General features: G+C 44.1%; 18 protein-coding genes and 1 riboswitch. Of the genes, 12 read left to right on the forward strand and 6 right to left on the reverse strand.

Annotation, left to right across the window (positions count from 1 at the left end; genetic code table 11):
* Positions 1-135: 135 nt before the first annotated feature.
* The 6 genes from PHS46_05800 to dnaA all read right to left on the reverse strand — a co-directional run bounded on the left by PHS46_05800 (position 136) and on the right by dnaA (position 12,602).
* Positions 136-4,122: an HAD hydrolase-like protein gene (locus PHS46_05800; GenBank protein MDD3906027.1), complete on the reverse strand. Its 3,987-nt coding sequence runs from the start codon at positions 4,120-4,122 to the stop codon at positions 136-138.
* Between the two features lie 84 nt (positions 4,123-4,206).
* Positions 4,207-4,294: riboswitch (cyclic di-GMP riboswitch) on the reverse strand.
* A gap of 251 nt (positions 4,295-4,545) precedes the next feature.
* The gene (gyrA, locus tag PHS46_05805; protein ID MDD3906028.1) at positions 4,546-7,164 is read right to left on the reverse strand and encodes a DNA gyrase subunit A; all 2,619 of its coding nucleotides are present in this window, start codon (positions 7,162-7,164) and stop codon (positions 4,546-4,548) included.
* Positions 7,165-7,184: 20 nt separating this feature from the next.
* A complete protein-coding gene (gyrB, locus tag PHS46_05810) occupies positions 7,185-9,629 on the reverse strand; it encodes a DNA topoisomerase (ATP-hydrolyzing) subunit B (GenBank protein ID MDD3906029.1) in 2,445 nt (814 codons plus the stop codon).
* 2 nt (positions 9,630-9,631) lie between these two features.
* Positions 9,632-9,955 (reverse strand): DUF721 domain-containing protein, encoded by a 324-nt coding sequence (locus tag PHS46_05815; protein MDD3906030.1) that lies wholly within the window; start codon positions 9,953-9,955, stop codon positions 9,632-9,634.
* 1 nt (position 9,956) lies between these two features.
* Entirely contained in the window at positions 9,957-11,054 is a 1,098-nt protein-coding gene (gene dnaN / locus PHS46_05820; protein MDD3906031.1) for a DNA polymerase III subunit beta, read from the reverse strand.
* 174 nt (positions 11,055-11,228) lie between these two features.
* Entirely contained in the window at positions 11,229-12,602 is a 1,374-nt protein-coding gene (gene dnaA, locus PHS46_05825; GenBank protein MDD3906032.1) for a chromosomal replication initiator protein DnaA, read from the reverse strand.
* Between the two features lie 243 nt (positions 12,603-12,845).
* Between dnaA and rpmH the strand changes: the two genes are divergently transcribed.
* The 12 genes from rpmH to PHS46_05885 all read left to right on the forward strand — a co-directional run bounded on the left by rpmH (position 12,846) and on the right by PHS46_05885 (position 20,468).
* Positions 12,846-12,983, forward strand: a complete 138-nt coding sequence (gene rpmH, locus PHS46_05830) for a 50S ribosomal protein L34 (GenBank protein MDD3906033.1) — start codon at positions 12,846-12,848, stop codon at positions 12,981-12,983.
* Complete coding sequence (rnpA, locus tag PHS46_05835) at positions 12,980-13,339, forward strand: ribonuclease P protein component (protein ID MDD3906034.1); 360 nt, start codon at positions 12,980-12,982, stop codon at positions 13,337-13,339. The genes rpmH and rnpA overlap by 4 nt, the downstream gene beginning before the upstream one ends.
* Positions 13,336-13,542: a membrane protein insertion efficiency factor YidD gene (gene yidD / locus PHS46_05840; protein MDD3906035.1), complete on the forward strand. Its 207-nt coding sequence runs from the start codon at positions 13,336-13,338 to the stop codon at positions 13,540-13,542. Before rnpA ends, yidD begins: the two co-directional genes overlap by 4 nt.
* A gap of 17 nt (positions 13,543-13,559) precedes the next feature.
* On the forward strand, positions 13,560-15,155 hold the full coding sequence (gene yidC / locus PHS46_05845; GenBank protein MDD3906036.1) for a membrane protein insertase YidC: 1,596 nt from the start codon (positions 13,560-13,562) through the stop codon (positions 15,153-15,155).
* Between the two features lie 83 nt (positions 15,156-15,238).
* A complete protein-coding gene (locus tag PHS46_05850; protein MDD3906037.1) occupies positions 15,239-16,093 on the forward strand; it encodes an AAA family ATPase in 855 nt (284 codons plus the stop codon).
* Positions 16,090-16,947 carry a ParB/RepB/Spo0J family partition protein gene (locus PHS46_05855; protein ID MDD3906038.1) on the forward strand — a complete coding sequence of 286 codons (858 nt, stop codon included), beginning with the start codon at positions 16,090-16,092 and terminating at the stop codon, positions 16,945-16,947. Before PHS46_05850 ends, PHS46_05855 begins: the two co-directional genes overlap by 4 nt.
* 164 nt (positions 16,948-17,111) lie before the next feature.
* The gene (locus tag PHS46_05860; protein ID MDD3906039.1) at positions 17,112-17,612 is read left to right on the forward strand and encodes a nucleoside-diphosphate kinase; all 501 of its coding nucleotides are present in this window, start codon (positions 17,112-17,114) and stop codon (positions 17,610-17,612) included.
* Between the two features lie 2 nt (positions 17,613-17,614).
* On the forward strand, positions 17,615-18,493 hold the full coding sequence (locus tag PHS46_05865) for a YicC family protein (protein MDD3906040.1): 879 nt from the start codon (positions 17,615-17,617) through the stop codon (positions 18,491-18,493).
* Entirely contained in the window at positions 18,490-19,062 is a 573-nt protein-coding gene (gene gmk, locus PHS46_05870) for a guanylate kinase (protein ID MDD3906041.1), read from the forward strand. The genes PHS46_05865 and gmk overlap by 4 nt, the downstream gene beginning before the upstream one ends.
* Positions 19,063-19,066: 4 nt before the next feature.
* The gene (gene rpoZ, locus PHS46_05875) at positions 19,067-19,270 is read left to right on the forward strand and encodes a DNA-directed RNA polymerase subunit omega (GenBank protein ID MDD3906042.1); all 204 of its coding nucleotides are present in this window, start codon (positions 19,067-19,069) and stop codon (positions 19,268-19,270) included.
* On the forward strand, positions 19,267-19,812 hold the full coding sequence (locus PHS46_05880; protein ID MDD3906043.1) for a flavoprotein: 546 nt from the start codon (positions 19,267-19,269) through the stop codon (positions 19,810-19,812). Before rpoZ ends, PHS46_05880 begins: the two co-directional genes overlap by 4 nt.
* Before the next feature lie 23 nt (positions 19,813-19,835).
* Complete coding sequence (locus PHS46_05885; protein MDD3906044.1) at positions 19,836-20,468, forward strand: phosphopantothenoylcysteine decarboxylase; 633 nt, start codon at positions 19,836-19,838, stop codon at positions 20,466-20,468.
* The last annotated feature ends 51 nt before the right edge of the window (positions 20,469-20,519 follow it).

Below are 20,519 nucleotides of genomic sequence, written 5' to 3' on the forward strand. Positions count from 1 at the left end.
ATTCGAATCACGAGTGACGCGAAGACGAGAATCAAGAAAGAAGCCCCAGAAGAACGGCTTTGACAGTATATCAGCGTATATATTGTGGCTGTGTCGGAATGCTGGCAGGGGTAAGAAGTAATAAATTAACTAGTTTTATGCGGCCGCTATAACTTCTTTTACGTGTTCGTATATCTGCCTTAATTCGTTTGCATCTATTGGTGTAATCGGCAATAGCTTTATTAGTTTCTTCAAAGCAATAATGATGTTATTTATATTGCCTGTAGCGAGCGCAATAATATCATCTGGGGTAAGATTGAAATTTTTAAGGTCGGCAACGTCACAAACATTTTTTAGCTGTTCCAATATCTCTATTTGTATCTTGTCTTTAAAAGCTTGGTCGTGTGTTATAGCGATTCCTTTTTCTTTTATCTGTCTTGCTATATCCATCATCTTTAATCCTAATATGGTTGCCCTTATCAATCCTGCCGGGTCATGCTGTAGGCCTATGGGTGATAAAATAGTATTGTCAGGAGTCATAGAAATATTCCCGAGCTTAGAAACTATGGAAGATTGACTAACTTCTTCACCTTTAAGCGCCGGGAAGAGAGTAACCGTATTTTCTCTTGTCCGCTTGAAGTCTTTTGGTAAAGATTTTTTTTGCAAGCCATATTTTTGATAGATGTTTTCGCTCGCCCCTCCTACGCCTGATATATAATATAGCTCTATATAACCGTTGTGAGATTCTTGAAATGTTGCAAGAAAGTCTTTAATATTATCTACGCCTATTGATTCAATAGCTTCTATGGGAATACGAATTAATGTATTAAAATGATTGAGTGTTAACGTGTCTTTAATGGTATTTTTATTATCGCTGATGAAAGATTTAAAGGGCTCTGTGGGCGGAGCTCTTTCAGGATTATAACCTGTCATCTCCTTAGATAATTTCGGGAAACCTAGCTTCTTCCAGTAAAACTTCCAATTTTTTAAATTGTACATAATAAAATCTGCCCCGCTACTAACTAATTTTTGCGTCGATTGTTCGTTACCGTGAGATAATCCTACGGCAATGCATTTGTTTCCAGCGTCTATATTGGATATGGACATATCTCCGTCCGAATCACCAAAAATAATTATTTGATTATTTTCCGTTATATTATTGTTTTCTTTGACTGTTTTTAGCATATCCATCTTCCCTTGCGGAAAGGGAGAAGATGTGCTATTGACACCGTAAACTGCATTAAAATAGCCATGTATGTTTAACTTTTTTACCAAATAATCTGCTACCCCTTGAGGAGTTCCTGTCCCTATATACATTTTAATTCCAGCTCGTTGTAATTCATTTAAAAGTTGGCGAACACCTCTAAATAATTTAGGAGGCTTTGCTTCAAACTCTTTCATTAAAATAGCTTCATATATCATGCTAAATTTAGCCACAAGATTACCATGAGTTTTATCTATGCTATCTATATTTAAACGTTGCACAAGCATATCGGCGACTTTTTGCAAGTCTTCCTCGGAATGTCCATTTTTAAAACTCATCGATATTATGAATGCGATATGTTCTGTTAATGTCTTCCAGCTACCACTATAAAGATATGTCTTGCCTCTATCGAGTGCTTCTCCGAATGGCTCTTCTGATGTAGCATCTATTATATAATGATAAATTTTCCCAAAAGCTATTTCAGCATTCGGCATAGTATCAATCAATGTTCCGTCCAAATCAAAGAAAGCGACTTTAGGCTTAGGATTAATAGATGAATTCGCTATATGGAATTCGTCCTTCGACGGTCTGGGTAGGTCGACTTCCGGTATCTCTTTGTATTCCCAGAAAACATCGGTTACATGATATGAACCGTTTAAAAATTCTATCCTTCCTTCATTTTGAAAACTCTTTAATGCCTCGTTTAATTTTTCTATCTCAAGCTCCGTATTGAATAAGTTGGCAATCTTATTTTTTATATCTTCCACCAAAAAATGTTTTTCAGCAAAATATGTTCTTATCATTTCTCTAGCAATGCTTCTGTATGCAATCCTCTCAAGATGTTTTGCATCAATAGTTATGTCGCCGCTTTTGATATAGGAAAGTGCCCCTAAAATATCCTTTACAAGTCTTTCACTATATTTACCAGCAACAGTATTCATTTGGTATTCGGTTTCGCAACGCACCATATCTTCTAGATAATCTAGCAGAATCACTGTTTGTTCGGCCATTATCTTTTTTAAGATTCCTCTTTCCTTGTCAGATGTTTCTCCAAATTTTGACGACCGGAATATTATTTTCAGAACCCAAAAAAACATCTGTTGGCTTTCTTCCCAATCTTTTATACTAGACAAGACTTGAACAACTTGCGAATTTTCATAAACGTATTCATAAGATAATGCGTTAGGGTCATATTCATTTGGGTCAACAAGACCTTTTTCTATTAGTTGCGAAGTATAGCTTGCTCCTCTTAATGGAATATATGATTTGATGGGATAAGTAATTCTTTTGTCCATTCCTGTTTCTCGAAGAAAAGCGATGCTTTCTCGTAGTTCTTGTAAAGTTACAAGTGGGTCAAACATAATAAAACCGGGAACATTATGAATTCCAAGCCCTTCGATTATCTCAAGGGCTTTTTTATTCTCAAAAACGGTGGCCGCTTTTCCATAACGTTTCAATTGGGATGGTGAACCTGATTCAATACCAATAAAGAGAACAGATAATCCTGCTTCTTTGAGTTTCTTAAATGCCTCGACTCTTTTATTGTTATTTTCTTCTGAATCACCTGCTTTATAAACTAACCGTGTGCTCGCCGAGGTGCCAAATGTAAGGTCGGCGGGAATTCTGCCAGACTTTTTGAGTGCAATTATTCTATCCGCCAATTCGACTACTCTCTCAACGCCTCCAGCAAACAGGTCTTCGTCGACAAAATTTACGAAACGTCCACCATGGTCGCAAACCACTACTAAGTCATTTATCACATCGTCTATCGCACGACCTCGCCATCCCCCCTTACCTAAAAAAGGTTTTCTGGCGCATATCGCACAATTAAAAGGACATTCTCGGCTGGTTTCCATAAAAACTGCTCCGCCACTATCTATGGTATAAGACAATACATCTCTTTGCGGAACTCCTGCATTTACGAGATTGGTCTTCATAGACGAATTAACTGTTATTTGACCATTGTGCATATACGCAATATTAGGAACGTCGGGAAGTGAAACTTCGCCTTTAAAATATCTTACTGTTTGCTTTATTGCTTCCTCTCCTTCTCCTTTACACACGATCACTTCTGGATATTTAGTTAACAATAGGTCTGCATTATATGTGGCGAGCACATTGCCTAGTATTATTAAAGGTCTTTCTCTCGATGGCAAAGATTTCAAATAATCCATAATTTTTGCAAGGTCGTCTAAGGTATTAAAAAATAAAGATAATCCCACTATATCCGGTTTCTCTTTTCTTAATCTAGCTATTATTCCTTCGGTGCCATTTTCAATAACATGGTGAATCGTTGAAATTTCCACGGAATTTTTGAATTGTTTTTTCAACACACCCGACAGGGTAGATACAGCCAGTGGCTCATCTACCTTCGATTCGTCCCTAATTTTACTCATCCAGCATAACGCAACTTTGACAGTTCGCTTAAAAGGTGCTCTACGCATAACCGGCTCATTAGATGAGCTATATGCGGGAAGTGCTGTTATTCTATGAATAATCTGTCTGTGTAATCGTGGAGCAATTATTTTAGTTTGGAGTTTTGAAATATCGGAATAAGGCGTTATAACATTGGTTTTAGTTGGGTCAAAATAGCGAACAGCTAATTCTTCATTCGGAATTTCAATTACAATTTCATACGGTAATACGGTTATATTGGAGTTTTTTTCTGCATCTAATCGTGCTAATACATCGTTTAGATATGATTTATCATCAAGGTTACCATCATGTTCGACATGCTTGCATATTGCGGTTACCGTAAGCGAATATTTAAAGTCTTCGCTATTAAGTCTTGATTCAGGGGCTAATTTATTGTTATCGACTGGGTAGGAAGAAAAAGACTTATTTTCAATCGCAGTAGAAAACAGTCTCGCTTCCTTAGCCCAGCCAAAAGTGCCTGTAAACAAAAAGACCCATAGTAGAATAACCGTAAGGGTCTTCATAAGTATCACACTGTTATTTTTTAGCATTGGTTTAGTCGTAATGACCTATAAATAAAAAGTGACTGAATTAACTAGTATTTAGCACTAGGCAATCCAGCCATCTAATAAATAAAATATTACTAGACCTGCGATTTTGCGCCCCTATGTCACCATAGGTTTGCCTTTATCTAGAATATTGTATATTAAGTATAGCATAGAATATAGTTAAGTCAATAGAAAGTAACAACCTTTTTGAATTACTAACCTTGATGAGTGGTGGTTATTTTCTCAGTGTCCATCCAGTGACTATAGCACGTCAAAATACGTCCTATTCCGTCATAATTCATACAAAAACAAAAGGACGCTCGAATATGAGCATCCTCTTGTTTTACGGCAAGTTACGCTTGTTTTATGTTGATTTTATCAACAGATTTTAAATCGCTATTACTTTTTCCGTTTTATCGACTTCTTCTTCGCTTCGCTCTTGGGTGGCGCAACCTTTTCTTTGGGCGCAGTTTTCTTTTCTTCAGTCGGAGTCGTCTCGGGTTTCGCCTCTTCGAGCTTTTCTTTCACGGGAACAGGCGCGGCTGTAACCGTAGCCGCGTTTACAACTGCCGCGGCCGGAGCGGTTTCGCTTTCGTCTTCGGGAACTATCTTAGCGACCGACGCGACTTTATCCGCCGCATCCAGACGCATAAGCCTCACGCCCTGCGTCGAGCGCCCGGTAGTGCGTATATCTTTTATCGGACAACGAACGATCATGCCTTTTTCCGTCATAAGCATTATCTCGTCCTTGTCGGAAACTGTCGTAAGGCTCACGGCCTCGCCGTTCTTGCCTGTCACCTTCATATTTATAATACCTTTACCGCCCCGGGATTGCAAACGATATTCTTTGAAGGGTGTCCGCTTCCCGAAACCCTGTCCGCTGACAGTAAGTACCGTCTGCTCGGGCTTGACTATTTCCATGGCGATACATGCGTCTTTTTTGCCGAGCGTTATACCTTTGACGCCTTTGGCGGCCCGGCCCATATCGCGAACCTGCGCTTCTTTGAACCGTATGGCTTTGCCCTCTTTGGTAGCGAGCAATATCTCGTCGTCGCCGTTCGTCATCTCGACTTCGATAAGTGCGTCGTCTTTCTCGAGGCCGATACCTATAATGCCGCCCTTCCTCGGGTTGGAATATGCGGTAAGTGCCGTCTTCTTGATGAGCCCGTTCTTCGTGGCCATGATAAGGAAGTGCCCGTCTTTAAACTCTCTCACCGGCACAAACGCGCTTATATTCTCCCCCTGGGCTAACGCGAGCATGTTAACTATAGCTTTGCCTTTGGACGTCCTGCCGCCCTCGGGTATCTCGTGGACTTTCAGCCAGTGAATGTTACCTTTGTCCGTAAAGAACAGCATATAGTCGTGGGTCGATGCTATAAAGAGGTGCTCGACAAAATCTTCCTCTTTCATATCGGCGCCTGTAACGCCCTTGCCGCCCCGATGCTGTTTTTTGTAACTGGACACGGGCAGTCTCTTGATGTATCCCGAATGGCTTATCGTTATGACGACATCCTCTTCGGCGATCAGGTCTTCGATATCGAGCTCTTCAGCTTCGGGCGCTATCTCCGTCCTTCTCTCGTCGCCGATTTTTTCGGCCAATTCTTTCGTCTCTTCTTTTATTATCTCGAGAACCTTCCGCTCGCTGGCAAGAATAGATTTTAAAAACTCTATTCTTTTTATGAGCTCGAGATATTCTTTCTCTATCTTGTCACGCTCGAGGCCGGTCAGGCGCTGTAACTGCATCTCGAGTATCGCGGTCGCCTGTTTTTCCGACAGATCGAACTTCTTTATAAGCTCTATCTTCGCCGCCTGCGGGCTCTCGGACTCTTTTATGACCTTTATGATCCTGTCGAGATTTTTCAGCGCTATCTTTAATCCCTCGAGGATGTGCGCCCTGTCCTGGGCCTTGGCCAGCTCGAATTTCGTCCTTCTTACTATTATGACCTTGCGGTGTTTTATGAATTCATCGAGGATCTCTTTTAAGTTTAAAACCTTGGGCCTGCCGCCGACGAGCGCCAGCATAATAACGCCGAAGGTCTCCTGCATCTGCGTATGTTTGTACAGTTGATTTAACACGACGTGCGCGTTGATGCCGCGCTTCAGTTCTATGACTATGCGCATCCCGTCCTTATCCGACTCGTCCCGTAGATCGGAAATGCCCTCTATCTTTTTATCCTGTATCAGATCCGCTATCGATTTGATGAGATTCGCTTTATTAACGAGGTACGGTATCTCTTTGACGATGATGGCTTCTTTGCCGTTTTTCTGCTCTTCAATAAACGCCTTCGCGTTTATTTTAAGCCGCCCGCGTCCGGTCGTATAAGCGCTTTTTATACCGTCGTAGCCGCGGATTATCCCTCCCGTCGGGAAATCGGGCCCCTTCACCTTCTTTAAAAGATCTTTCGGTTCGCAATCGGGGTTGTCTATCACAAAGATGATCGCATCGGCTATTTCTCTCAAATTATGCGGGGGGATGTTCGTCGCCATGCCGACGGCTATGCCGCTCGACCCGTTGACTAAAAGATTCGGCAGGCACGCCGGAAGAAGCGCCGGCTCCTGGAGCGACCCGTCGAAGTTAGGGACAAAATCCACCGTATCTTTTTCTATGTCGAGTAGCATCCAATCCGTTATGCGCTCGAGCCTGGCTTCCGTGTACCTCATGGCGGCCGCTGAATCTCCGTCGATCGAACCGAAATTTCCCTGGCCGTCGACTAAAGGATAACGCAGTGAGAAATCCTGCGCCATGCGCACAAGAGTATCGTAAACCGCGCTGTCTCCATGCGGGTGATATTTACCTAATACCTCTCCTGTGATCCTCGCGCATTTTTTATACGGCTTATTGTGCTCGAGTGAAAGCTCTTTCATCGCGTAAAGGATCCTGCGGTGGACGGGCTTCAACCCGTCGCGCACATCGGGCAGGGCGCGGCCTACGATGACCGACATCGCGTAATTAATATAGGAATCCTTCATCTCTTCTTCTATGTATCGCGTGATTACTTTTTCATTCCGTGTGTACATTATTCTCTCCTAAGAATTATTTATATATCCAGCACTTTTACTTCGTGCGCATGCTTCTCGATAAACTCCCTGCGAGGCTCGACCGCCTCGCCCATCAGCACCGTAAACATCGCATCCGCCTCGACGGCATCTTCGAGAGTAACTTTCAGCATCGTTCTCTTCTCCGGATCCATCGTCGTTTCCCACAACTGGTGCGGGTTCATCTCTCCCAAGCCTTTGTACCTTTGTATTGTCATGCCCTCTTTGCCCACGTCCATCACGAATCGCAATATATCTTTAAGTGTGTAAAAATTCTCGCTACCCTTTTCCGTCTTAACCGTATATCTTGGTTTTTGAGCTTCTTTCTTTGTTCCTTTTTCTTCGGTTCCCGCGTCCGGCCCATGGTAATCTTCGACGTCCACGCCCAATTTTTCGATGTGATCCACGATCTTTTCGACTTCCCTGGCCTCATAAAACTCGATGACTTTCTCATCGCCTTTTACGCATTTGGCCAGCTCATCGTCACTATGCAAAAACTGGTCTTCGCCCTCCACTTTAACCATATAAATTGGCATTTTTTTGGTCTTTTTATGTCTAAAACTTATGTATTTTGAAAAACTTACTCCACGGCGCTCAACAGCGCCTGCCAAAGATTCGAGCTCAACCAGGGCGTCTAATATGACCTTTAATTGCTTATCGGTAAACTGATTCTTGTCCCTTACCCGGATAAGCGTCATACCCTCTGCCCCCAATTCCAACAGGAGACTATTAAAATTATCTTCCGTCTGTATATATTCTTCTCTTTTGCCGCGCTTGATCTTATAAAGCGGCGGTTGGGCGATATAGATATGCCCTTTTTCTATGAGCGCGGTCATGTGGCGGTATAGAAAAGTCAAAATAAGCGTCCTGATGTGCGAACCGTCAACGTCGGCATCGCACATCATTATTATTTTCCCGTACCTTAGCTTCTCTATATTAAATTCTTCTCCAATGCCGGTACCTATCGCCGTTATGATGGTGCATATTTCTTCATTTGCGAGCGCTTTGTCAAGCCGCGCTTTTTCTACGTTCAGGATCTTTCCTTTCAGCGGCAGTATCGCCTGGAATCTCCGGTCGCGGCCCTGTTTGGCCGAACCGCCGGCGGAATCACCTTCGACGAGATACATCTCGCACAATGACGGATCCGACTCCTGACAGTCGGCGAGCTTCCCCGGGAGCGACGCCCCTTCCAGGGCCCCTTTTCTGCGGGTGAGCTCGCGCGCCTTCCTCGCGGCTTCGCGCGCACGGGCGGCAAGCACCGCCTTCTCTATTATTTTGTTAGCGACGGGCGGATTCTCCTCGAGAAACCCTCCGAGCGCTTCATTCACTATCGACTCTACTATGCCCTCGACTTCCGAGTTACCGAGCTTTGTCTTCGTCTGTCCCTCAAATTGCGGGTTCGGAACTTTGGCACTTATCACGACCGTCAGGCCTTCCCTCACGTCGTCGCCGGAAATGCTCGAGTCGGAATCTTTAAGAATGTTCTTTCCTTTGCAATACTGGTTTATCGTCCTGGTCAGGGCGGATTTAAAACCGGTAAGATGCGTGCCGCCTTCGATCGTATTGATATTGTTCGCGAATGTAAATATATTCTCGGCGTAGCCATCGTTATACTGCATCGCTATTTCGGTGATTATATTATCTTTCTCTTTCGAGAAATATATGACTTTTTTATGCAGGATATTCTTATTCTTATTTAAAAACTCCACGAACGATACGATACCGCCGGAGAATTTGAATTCGACATCTTTATCTTTAACGCGTTCGTCTTTTAAGGTTATACGGATATCTTTATTTAAAAATGCGAGCTCCCTTAATCTATTCGCGAGCGTGTCGAAACTATATACGATACTACCCTTGCCGAATATCTCCTCGTCGGCTTTGAACGTTACGCGGGTACCGGTCTTCTTCGCCGTGCCAACGACTTTAACCTTCGATACCGCCCTGCCTTTTTCGTATTCCTGGTGATGGATTTGCCCGTCGCGTCGTATCTCTACCTCGAGCCATTCCGAAAGCGCGTTCACGACACTCACTCCAACGCCGTGCAGACCGCCGGAGACTTTATATACCCTGTGGTCGAACTTACCGCCGGCGTGCAGTTTCGTAAGCACTACCTCGACGGCCGGTTTGCCTTCCGTCTTGTGTATATCGACCGGTATGCCGCGCCCGTCGTCTATGACCGATACCGAATTATCGGCATGAATTACGACATCGATATTTGAGGCGTATCCCGCCATGCATTCGTCTATGGAGTTATCGACAACCTCGTACACGAGATGGTGCAGTCCGCGCGCGGTCGTGTCGCCTATATACATAGCCGGCCTTTTCCGGACGGCGTCTACGCCTTCGAGGACGGTGATGGTGGTCGCGTCGTATTTCTTTGTCGCGTCCGCCTTCGCCTTCGCTTTTGATTCTTCGCTCAATTCCTGTTTCTCTTCTTTCGCCATTTTTACTTTCGCCCTCTCTTTTCTAAATCGCCTATCCTAAATCTTAAGTTTTTTAATTGTTTCCCTTTAAGGTTAAGGTTTTCTTTGAGTTTTTCCAAGAGCTCTCTTTTTTTTATCGTTAGTTCGTATAGCCAGCCGGATCCGTCGACATTGATGGTCAAAACGCCTTTTTTTATCGCAACAGGCCGGGAGTGTCCTGCGGCTTTAGCGCCGGCGGCTTCCCGCCACGCATTTGTTATTTCCTCTTCCCCAACCCTGTTTTTACCGCTTAATTTTTTAATTACGTCTTTTACTACATCTTCTATCGACTTCTGCTTTGCTTTCATTTTATGTTATCTGCATCGGCAGGACGACATAAACATATTCCGTACCTCTTCTGACAACGCCCGGCTTTTCGGTATCGGCAACTTCGAAAGATACTTTTTCGTCGTCTATATTTTTAAGAAGATCTATCAGGTAGTCGGGATTGAACCCTATGGACATGTCCTTACCTTTATATTCCGTATCCATCTCCACCCGGGCCTCGCCCAAATACGGCGCGCTCTTCGATATCACCGCCTTATCTTTGCTCAAATCTATTTTTATCGCCGACGAATCCTGGTTTGTGAAAAGCGCCGTCCGTTTTACTGCAGACAAAAATACATTTCTGGATACCGTAAATTTATCTTTAGCTTCTTTTGGTATGACCTGTTCATAATCCGGGAACTCGCCTTCTATTAAACGCGATACGAGCCGCGTCTTACCCATATCGAAAAATATCTGGTTATTATTAAAGAATATTTTAACCTCTCCGTCATCTCCCAGGGTACTATCGAGTTCGTTGACCGCTTTTGTCGGCACGATAAATTTCCGTTCCAGGGTTTTTGGAAGTTGTATCTTATCCTCTATCATAGCCAGACGTCTTCCGTCGGTAGCGACGAGGCGTATGTATGCGGGTTTTATCACAAAAAGCACGCCGTTCAATATGTACCGGGACTCGTCATGGCTTATCGCGAACTTTGTCATCCGGAGCATTGTTTTTAATTTTTTTTGCTGTAGGATCAACGAGTCTTTATCTTTAAACTCCGGTAATTGTGGAAACTCTTCTTTTGGGAGACCCATTATTTTAAAAACGCTCTTCCCGCATTCAATATTAACAAGATTATTTTTTTTAACAGACACGGATATTTGTTCGCCCTCCGGCAGTTCGCGAATTATATCTGAGAATTTTTTTGCCGGTATTGTTATCGCTCCGGTGTTTTGAGGCTTTACCGGTATTTTTGATGTTATCCCTATATCGAGATCCGTTGTTGTCAGTATAATATTATCTTCGGTAGCTTCGATAAGTATATTTGCCAATATGGGAAGATTTGATTTTGTGCTTATAGCTGATTGCACTTCCTGTATGCCTTTTAACAACACATCTTTCGTTGTTGTGAATTTCATCCCCAGAATACCTCCCTCTATTACATATCTTTAAACTTAAAAAACAGTAAAAGAATTAGTAGAGCCTGTGGATAAGTTGATAACCCTATAACCACCTACCCAAACAACAGGTTACACAACAAAACAACCAGGCAAAACTCTAAAAACTTATCAACACACCCAACAGTATATTCACTATTCTTTAATACTTTGGATAACCCTGTCGATTATAGCCCTAAAACCAGGCTTATCCTTCAACTCTCTCTCGATCTTTTCACACGCGTGTATTACGGTGGTGTGATCCCTGCCGCCAAACTGGTCGCCTATCTCCGGAAGCGAAAAATCCGTTAACTGCCTTACCAGATACATCGCGATCTGGCGGGGATACGCGATCGCCTTGCTTCTCTTCTTCGCGCGCATGTCGGAAAGTTTTATATCGAAATATTCGCTGACTTTTTTCTGAATAAGATCTATGGTTATTTTCTTCTCACCCTCTATTATCATGTCTTTTAAGACCTCTTTCGCGAGATCTACGGAAACTTCTTTACCTATAAGTTTCGCGTAAGCGACAACTCTTATCAACGCGCCTTCAAGCTCCCTAATATTGGTTTTTATTTTTTCGGCCAGGAAATAAAATACATCCTCACTGAGCGCGATCGTCTCTTTTTCAGATTTCTTTTTTATTATCGCGATACGTGTTTCGAAGTCGGGCGGCTGTACATCGACGACGATGCCGTATAAAAAACGCGAGACGAGCCGTTCCTCGAGATGCTGTATCTCCTTCGGAGGGCGGTCGCTTGTCACGACTATCTGTTTGTGCGCGTCGTATAGCGCGTTAAATGTGTGAAAGAACTCTTCCTGCGTCGACTCTTTGCCGGCTATGAATTGTATATCATCTATCAGGAGAATGTCAACACTGCGGTACTTTTCGCGGAATTTCTGCGTCGAGCGGTTCTGTATCGCGCTTATAAGCTGATTCGTGAACTCTTCACTGGATAAGTAGAGTATCTTTGATTTTGGCGCTTTATGCAGAGCGCTGTGGCCGATCGCGTGCATAAGGTGTGTTTTGCCGAGGCCGACACCGCCGTATATAAAAAGCGGGTTGTATGCTTTTGCCGGAGATTCGGAGACGGCCACCGACGCCGCGTGAGCGAACCTGTTGCTTGGGCCTATCACGAAACTTTCGAACGTGTACTTTGGATTTAAACCAACTTCTTTTGCGACATCCTGCGTCTGCCGGCTGAACGGCCAGAAAGGTTTTGCTTCTTTTTTCTCAACCTCCGCCCTTATCCTCTTTAAGGCATCCTCGCCGATCTCTTCACTAAACGAAAACTCTATCTTCAGATCCCTGCCCGCGGTTTTCTGCAGGCTCTCTCTTAATAATGGCATATAGTGTTCTACGATCCAGCCCTGGAAAAATTTATTAGGGACCTCAAGGACTATAGTTTCGTTCGACAAAGAAACATGTTTTATCGGAACGAACCATATATTATAAGCCTGGTCATTCCCAAGCACCTGCTTTATTATCTCTTTGGCCTGTGTCCAGACCACATCGGTTTCTATCGGCATTAAGCTCCCTTTTAAAGGTTATCCACAGCCCCACAAGCACGTTTTCAACACAAAAATTAGAGTTATGCACAAGTTGTGCACAAAACACCCTGCGCGCGGGGCGGCATAAAAACCAGATTTTAATTATAATGAATGGAATAACATTTTGCAACACAAAAATTCTTTTTCTTTTTAGCCTTGACTGAGAATCGTATTATGATATAATTACACTACGAAAATTTTCCACATAATGAAGGGAGAGTTATGAAGCTTAATTTAAGATGTAAGTCAAACCTGAAGCGGAAGAGAAAACACGGTTTCAGAAAACGCATGAAGAGCCGCAACGGCAGGACGGTCTTAAAAAGACGCAGACAGAAGGGCCGCCATAAGCTCGCCGTATGATCCCCGACGAGAAATTCCGGAAAAAAGAACATCTTTTAAAATCAAAAGACTTCTTTAAGGTATACAAAAAAGGCATTTCGTATAAAGCGGGCGGGGTTATATTGTACGTGCTCGCGAATGCTCTCGGGCATAATCGTCTCGGTTTCTCGATAGGGTCCAAAGCGATCAAGCGCTCTACGGTTCGGAACAGGATACGCAGATTATTCCGGGAAGCCTATAGAAAAAATAAAGGCGCTCTTAAGGCCGGGTTTGATATGGTTATAGTGGCCAGAAAAATGCCGGAAAACATAACTACATATGTTTCTGCAGAGGACGTATTGCTAAAACTCACCGCTGGCACAAGGCTTAAAACATGAAAAAGATAGCTATTCTGGCATTAAAGTTTTACCGTAAGTATTTGTCAATATTAATGTTACAGCACTGCAGGTTCTACCCATCCTGTTCACAATACGCAATAGACGCGATAGAGAAAGACGGATTTTCAAAAGGAATATTTAAAAGCATCTGGCGTATTCTTCGGTGTAACCCTTTTTCAAAAGGCGGGTATGACCCCGCATAATAAAGGATAAAAATATCATGGAAAAACGGCTGATAATTGCAATCGCTTTATCGATCCTCATCATAGTAGGGTTCCAATATTTTACAGTTAAACCCACCCGCCCATCATCGTCGGCGCCGCTTACCGGACAGGCCGCCCAGGCTTCCTCCGCCAAAGCGCCTGCGATAGTGCCTATAGCCGAGCCCGCGAAATTGCCCGATGAGAAAGAGCTGGAAGCTCTGACCGGGAAATACGCGCTTACCTTCAGTAATATAGGCGGCTCGATAAAGAGTATAAAGCTCAAAGACTATAATGAGGCCAACTCTAAAGAACCGTACTGTCTCTCCCAGGCATCCAATCCAAAAGAATACCTTTTTAATATAAGCGATCTATCGGGTAGCCAAAATTTTGATCTTGTCGAATACAAGGCAAAGACAGACGGCTTAACCATAACATACGTCTTAACCACCAAAGATTATGAGATACGTAAGAAATATATTTTACGTAACTCAAGTTATGGCATTGACTTAGAATTATCGGTAAAGAATATATCTGTCTCACCAAAAGGATTTAATTATAGCATTGTCGGTGGCTCCGGCGTTACCGAGAAAGCCAAGCAAGACGCGATATCTATCGAAGTAGCTTCGAAAATTGATGGAAAATCAGTTAAATTCAAACGGCCAAAGATAGGTGAGCGCGTGATGAGCGTAGGCATGGTAGGCTGGTCAGCCCTTAAAAATAAATATTTTTGCATCATCTTAAAGCCTTTTACCCAGACACGCGGCGCTTTTTATTACGAAGGTTCAGACGGCACACTTGTAACGGGCGTAGATTCTGAAAAAATCGTTATCGAGCCAGGCGCCAGTATCGAGAATAAATATGCGTTATATGCCGGGCCAAGCAGTATACCGGTTCTGAAAGAATTCGGCTATGGTGTCGAGGAATCGGTAAATTACGGCATATTCGGCGGGATCAGTAAGGCACTAATCGTGGTTCTTAAAGGTTGCCATTCCGTCGTACGGAACTGGGGACTTTCCATAATACTTTTATCGCTTGTGCTAAACGTGATCCTATTCCCTCTCACCGCAAAGAGTTTCAAGTCGATGCAAAAGATGCAGGAGTTGCATCCTCAAATGGAGAAGCTGAAAGTTCAATTTAAAGACCAGCCACAGAAGCTTAATCAAGAGATAATGGGATTGTATAAAAAATACAATATCAATCCATTCAGCGGTTGCCTGCCCATACTTTTGCAGATGCCGATATTCATAGCTTTGTATCAGGCATTGATGAAATCTATAGAGTTGCGCGGCGCCGGGTTTTTATGGATACGGGATCTTTCATCGACGGAGGCAGTTTCTATCCCATTCTCTTTCCCGATAATCGGCAATTCTATAAACATACTGCCGCTTATTATGGTGGCCGCTATGGTAGTCCAGCAAAAGATGTCTATGTCATCTTCCGGTGCCGCTGTTTCTGAAGAGCAGAAACAACAGCAAAAGATAATGCTTATCATGATGCCGATAATGTTCGGATTCATATTCTATAATATGCCTTCCGGGCTCGTTTTGTACTGGGTAGTCAATACAGTACTTACCATAGGCGAACAAGCGATTATTTTGCGCCGCACTGTTTAGTTGCGTCTTGACAATTTACGATTTATAGGGTATAGTTTAAGCATAAATTCTGGGAAAATGTTCTTCGTGGAACACTCTAAGAAATGGCGAAAATAATAGCGATTTGCAATCAAAAAGGCGGCGTAGGAAAGACAACTACGGCTATAAACCTGTCGGTTTATCTCGCCCTGTCGGATAAAAAAGTTCTCCTTATAGATATCGACCCACAAGGTAATGCCACAAGCGGATTAGGCATAAACAAACATAATATCAAAACCAGTATCTACGATCTTGTAATCCACGAGATAGACCCGCATAGCGTTATAATAGGAACTGGAATTAATAACCTCTCCCTTATCCCATCCACAATAGCATTAACCGGAGCGGAGGTAGAGCTCGTCGGTATTATGGGCCGCGAATACCGTCTGAAAAAGGCCCTCTCCCCCATTTCCATAGAATATGATTTCATTATAATGGACTGCCCCCCATCTCTCGGATTACTGACTGTAAATGCCCTTTCTGCCGCAGGTTCGGTGCTTATACCGATCCAGTGCGAATATTATGCGCTGGAAGGTTTAAGCCAATTAGTCAACACCATAAATCTCGTTAAGGAAAACTTAAACGCTACCTTAGAGGTTGAGGGCGTTTTGTTGACGATGGCGGACTTCAGGACTAACCTTACAAATGAAGTTATCAAGGAAGTGCGCAACTTCTTTAAAGAAAAGGTTTATAATACTGTAATACCAAGAAATATCAGGCTAACCGAAGCTCCTGGTTTTGGAAAACCAATCGCGCTTTATGATAAGAATTCTATCGGTGCGCAAAAATACCATGATTTTATGGGAGAATTATTAGGAGCAAAAAAAGATATCTCCAAAGATTTCGAAACAAAAAAACTCGATAACTCCAATAATGAAAATGAGTTAGAAAAAATAAATGAAGGAGATGTTAAGTCATGACAAGCAAAGCATTAGGTAAAGGTTTAAGTGCGCTTATACCAACGCGAGATGATTCACAAGAGAATAGAGAGTCAGTATTAAGAATACCAATATCTAAAATTAGAATAAACAAATACCAACCACGCTTGGAGTTTAATAAAGAAAAGTTAGATGAGCTTACCAGCTCTATAAAAGAGAAGGGTGTCGTTCAACCGGTACTGGTTAGAGCGTCACAGGACGGGTATGAGCTTATCGCAGGTGAAAGACGGCTCAGGGCGGTTACCAATTTGGGAATGGAGTCTATACCGGCCATCGTGAAAAATGTCGCGGATATCGACATGCTGGAGTTGTCGCTTATCGAGAATATACAGCGCGAAGAGTTAAATCCGATGGAAGAAGCGTCAGCTTTTCAGAAATTTATAACAGATTTTAATTTTACGCAGGAAAGAATAGCCACAGCTGTCGGGAAAGACCGTTCTACCGTAGCGAACACACTACGATTATTAACGCTTCCTAAAAAAATACAGGATTTTATATCCAAGGGCAGTATCACAGCCGGGCACGCGAAAGCCATACTCTCTGTCCCGACGGAGAATGACCGTCTCAGGGTCTGCAATCTTGTGGTGAAGAAGGGGCTTTCGGTAAGGGAGACAGAGGCTTTGGCCGCGCGCAGAGCCGCAGGGGAAACGGAAGAGGCGAAAGTACGTGAAAAAGACCAGGACATCGCCGACCTCGAGAATAAATTACAGCAGTTTTTCGGTACAAAAGTGAAGATATTCCACGGAAATAAGAGGGGGCGCATACAGATAGAGTATTATTCGACCGAGGACTTGAACCGCATACTCGAACTTTTTTCCCCGAAGCCGCAAGTTTAATCTTCTTGACGTAAAAGAGATTAATCATTACAATATATTACCTTATCCCGCCACGATGCATTCTGGGCTTTACCCGCGGGCAGATGGGGCGGGATTTGCTTCAGGCGAAAGAAGTCTGCCGGGGTTTTTAGCCGGGGAGCTTCATAATATAAAGGAGTGGGCTTATGATCCAGCAGACGCTTGTTCTTATAAAGCCGGACGGATTAAAAAAATCCCTTACAGGGAACATCCTTACGCGATTATCGGAGACAAAGCTCGATATAATTGCCACCAAGATAGTTAAGGTTTCCAAAGAGCTTGCGGCGGAGCACTACAGGGAACTCAAAGATAAACCATTCTTCAATGATCTTTTAAAATATCTCATGGGTGAATATCATAAAAAGAAGGTTATGGCACTGGTGTATTGGGGCGAGGACGCGATAGATAAAGTGCGCAAGGTATGCGGCTCGACGAATCCGGAAGAAGCCGATGCCGTATCCATACGCGGGGCGTACGGCAGGATCACCACCAAGGGTGTATATGAGAACGTTATTCACGCGTCGGCAAATCCGAAGGACGCCGAACGGGAAATAAAACTGTGGTTTTCGCCCGACGAGATACTGGAAACGCCGTATCCGACGAAGACGATAAAAGCGTCCGGCGAAAAGAAAGTGTGGCAGGAATAATCATGATTAAATCTATGACAGGGTTTGGTAAAGGCGAGGCGCGTTTTAAAACCGGCAAAGTTGTGGTCGAGATCAAGACGGTAAATCATAAATTTCTCGAAGCGACGCTTAAATTACCGACGGGGCTCACAGCGCTCGAAGATAAGATAAAAGAGGTTTTACAGAAGAAGCTGAAGAGGGGAAAGGTGTACCTCAACCTTACGCACGATGGATCGCTTTTAAAAGGCGAGAGGATATCGATAAACAGGAAGGCCGCGCGAAATTATTATAATGAGCTCGCCGGGCTTGGGAAATATCTCGGGTTGAAAGAAGAAGTAAGCATGAAAGAGATCCTGGCCCTGCCGGGAGTGATAAATTTCGACGCCTTAGATCGCGGCATTGAGGAATTCTGGCCAAAGACGAAAAAGGCTCTCGATATGGCGATAGAGAAACTCGTTATCGACAGGCAAAAAGAGGGGAAGGCGCTCTACCTGGATCTCACCGGCCGTACGAAAAAAATCGCCTCGATGCTTGCTACTATAAGAAGCCGCGCGCATCTCAATATAGAAGAGTACAGGAAGAGATTTGCCGACAGGGTCAAGGATCTTACCGGCGGACGCGATATAGATATGGGCCGCCTCGAGATGGAGGTTGCGATTTTCGCTAAAAATAGCGATATATCCGAAGAGATAACCCGGCTCGAGAACCATCTTTCCAATTTCAACAAGACGATAGCCTGCGACGGAGAGGTAGGCAAAAAGATCGATTTTATCGCCCAGGAACTCCATCGCGAAATAAATACCATCGGTTCGAAAGCGAGCGATTTCAAGATAGCCAAAAACGTCATAGAGATAAAAGGCGAAATAGAGAAGATACGCGAACAGGCCAAAAATCTAGAATGAACGCGCGCATATTCGTGATATCCGCCCCGTCGGGAAGCGGTAAGACCACTTTATGCAATAAGCTTTTAAAGGACGGCCCGGCGCTGGAAAATTCCATATCCATGACGACGCGCCCACCGCGTCCCGGAGAAAAAGACGGCGTCGATTACCGGTTCGTATCCGAAAAATATTTCCGGGCCTCCATAAAAAAGGACGCATTCCTCGAATACGAAGAGAACTTCGGGAATTTTTACGGTACGCCGAAAGATTTTGTAGAAGATAACCTCAGAAAAGGCAGGAGCGTTCTTTTAAGCATCGATGTAAAAGGCGCAATGAAAGTAAAGAAGCAGTTTCCGGCGAAGAGCGTGCTTATATTCATAATGCCGCCTTCGATCGCAGTGCTCGAAAAGAGATTGCGGTTGAGAAAGTCCGAGGATGACGACGCCATTTCGCGGCGGCTTTCGCTCGCAAGAGAGGAGATGGCGTATAAAGACAAGTACGACTATATCATAGTAAATGACCGGCTCGACGCCGCGTATGAAAAATTAAAAGAAGTCGTGGTTTCGGAACTAAAAACTGAAGGAGTATAGCTATATGCCAGAGATAGACATACAGAAATTATTGAATAAAGTCGGCAGTTTATATAAACTCGTTGTCCTGACTTCATTAAGGGCTGTGGAACTCGGGGATCCTTCGGCGAACTTCTCCGGCGGCAAAACGGATACCAAAACGATAAACGCGGCATTAAAAGAGATCGCCGACGGCAAAATCGAGTATAAAATTAAAGAGAAAAAATGATCAAGAAGACCGGCCCGGTGGTACTGGGCGTTACAGGCAGTATTGCGGCATACCGCTCGTGCGAGATCATAAGCGCTCTCCGTAAAGAAGGCGTGGAAGTACAGCCCGTATTGACTAAAGAGGGTGCCGAGTTCATAACGCCTTTGTCCCTGCAGACCTTAGCGCGCAACAAGGTCGCGATGGGCATGTTCGAGACCCCGGAGAAGTGGGAGCCGGTGCATACCGCGATAGCGGACAGGGCGGGCCTTATACTGATAGCGCCCGCGACGGCAAACGTGATAGGTAAGCTCGCCAACGGCATATGTGACGACTTGCTTACCTGTATCGTATTTGCGACGAACGCGCCCGTTTTGATAGCGCCGGCCATGAATGAGAAGATGTATGAGCACAAGATAGTGCGCGAGAATATAGCAAAGCTTAAGGCGATCGGTTATAAGTTCGTCGGCCCGTCGAAGGGGCGGCTGGCATGCGGCCACGTAGGCACAGGCCATATCGCCGATACAAAGGAGATAGTAAAAGAGGCTGTAAGGCTTCTGAAGTGATGGCGAATACCAGGCGAAAAAAAATGATCCCCGTCCTCGTAACCGCAGGCCCCACGCGCGAGAAGATAGATCCCGTCAGGTTCATATCGAACTATTCCACCGGAACGTTTGGATATGCTATCGCGAGAGAAGCTTTTCGCAGGGGGCACGATGTTACGCTGGTTAGCGGGCCAACTCATATCGAAGCACCGCGCGGCGTCAGGCTTTTAAAGATCGAAACCGCTATGGAAATGCGCCGGGAGGTATTAAAGAGGGCAAAGCCCGGCACATTGGTGATAATGGCCGCCGCGGTCTGTGATTGGGCTCCGATGAAGATGGCCGCAGGTAAGATAAAGAGAAAAAGCTCCGGGCTTTCCATTAAACTTAAAGAGAATCCGGATATATTAAAAGAGCTTGGGCAGAGCAAGAAAAACATTCTGGTTGGCTTTGCGCTTGAAACCGAAAATTTAGAAAAGAATGCCCTGGAGAAGCTAAAGAAGAAGCATCTGGATATGGTGGTGGCCAATAAACTGACCAAAAAAAGCGCGTTATTCGGTTCGGGTGCTACAGATGTGGTGATCATAGACAGGTTTGGCCGGAAAGCGGCATATCGAGGCAGAACCAAGCAGGAATTGGCCAAGATTATCCTTGACAAGGCCTCGAATTTTAATATATAGTCGATTCCTTGGCGCTTGAGCGGAATCGATCCTGAGCAATGTCGAAGGATC

Source organism: Candidatus Omnitrophota bacterium (genome assembly GCA_028699255.1).
Classification (GTDB): Bacteria; Omnitrophota; Gorgyraeia; order 2-01-FULL-45-10; family 2-01-FULL-45-10; genus FEN-1322.

Excerpts from the sequence above, each read along its gene's own strand:
- rpmH (MDD3906033.1), top strand. The coding sequence starts at position 12,846 with ATGAAGCTTAATTTAAGATGTAAGTCAAACCTGAAGCGGAAGAGAAAA.
- rpoZ (MDD3906042.1), top strand. The coding sequence starts at position 19,067 with ATGCCAGAGATAGACATACAGAAATTATTGAATAAAGTCGGCAGTTTA.
- dnaA (MDD3906032.1), bottom strand. The coding sequence starts at position 12,602 with ATGCCGATAGAAACCGATGTGGTCTGGACACAGGCCAAAGAGATAATA.
- PHS46_05865 (MDD3906040.1), top strand. The coding sequence starts at position 17,615 with ATGATTAAATCTATGACAGGGTTTGGTAAAGGCGAGGCGCGTTTTAAA.
- PHS46_05850 (MDD3906037.1), top strand. The coding sequence starts at position 15,239 with ATGGCGAAAATAATAGCGATTTGCAATCAAAAAGGCGGCGTAGGAAAG.
- dnaN (MDD3906031.1), bottom strand. The coding sequence starts at position 11,054 with ATGAAATTCACAACAACGAAAGATGTGTTGTTAAAAGGCATACAGGAA.
- yidC (MDD3906036.1), top strand. The coding sequence starts at position 13,560 with ATGGAAAAACGGCTGATAATTGCAATCGCTTTATCGATCCTCATCATA.
- gyrB (MDD3906029.1), bottom strand. The coding sequence starts at position 9,629 with ATGGCGAAAGAAGAGAAACAGGAATTGAGCGAAGAATCAAAAGCGAAG.
- gmk (MDD3906041.1), top strand. The coding sequence starts at position 18,490 with ATGAACGCGCGCATATTCGTGATATCCGCCCCGTCGGGAAGCGGTAAG.
- PHS46_05815 (MDD3906030.1), bottom strand. The coding sequence starts at position 9,955 with ATGAAAGCAAAGCAGAAGTCGATAGAAGATGTAGTAAAAGACGTAATT.
- yidD (MDD3906035.1), top strand. The coding sequence starts at position 13,336 with ATGAAAAAGATAGCTATTCTGGCATTAAAGTTTTACCGTAAGTATTTG.
- rnpA (MDD3906034.1), top strand. The coding sequence starts at position 12,980 with ATGATCCCCGACGAGAAATTCCGGAAAAAAGAACATCTTTTAAAATCA.
- PHS46_05800 (MDD3906027.1), bottom strand. The coding sequence starts at position 4,122 with ATGAAGACCCTTACGGTTATTCTACTATGGGTCTTTTTGTTTACAGGC.
- PHS46_05885 (MDD3906044.1), top strand. The coding sequence starts at position 19,836 with ATGATCCCCGTCCTCGTAACCGCAGGCCCCACGCGCGAGAAGATAGAT.
- gyrA (MDD3906028.1), bottom strand. The coding sequence starts at position 7,164 with ATGTACACACGGAATGAAAAAGTAATCACGCGATACATAGAAGAAGAG.
- PHS46_05860 (MDD3906039.1), top strand. The coding sequence starts at position 17,112 with ATGATCCAGCAGACGCTTGTTCTTATAAAGCCGGACGGATTAAAAAAA.
- PHS46_05855 (MDD3906038.1), top strand. The coding sequence starts at position 16,090 with ATGACAAGCAAAGCATTAGGTAAAGGTTTAAGTGCGCTTATACCAACG.
- PHS46_05880 (MDD3906043.1), top strand. The coding sequence starts at position 19,267 with ATGATCAAGAAGACCGGCCCGGTGGTACTGGGCGTTACAGGCAGTATT.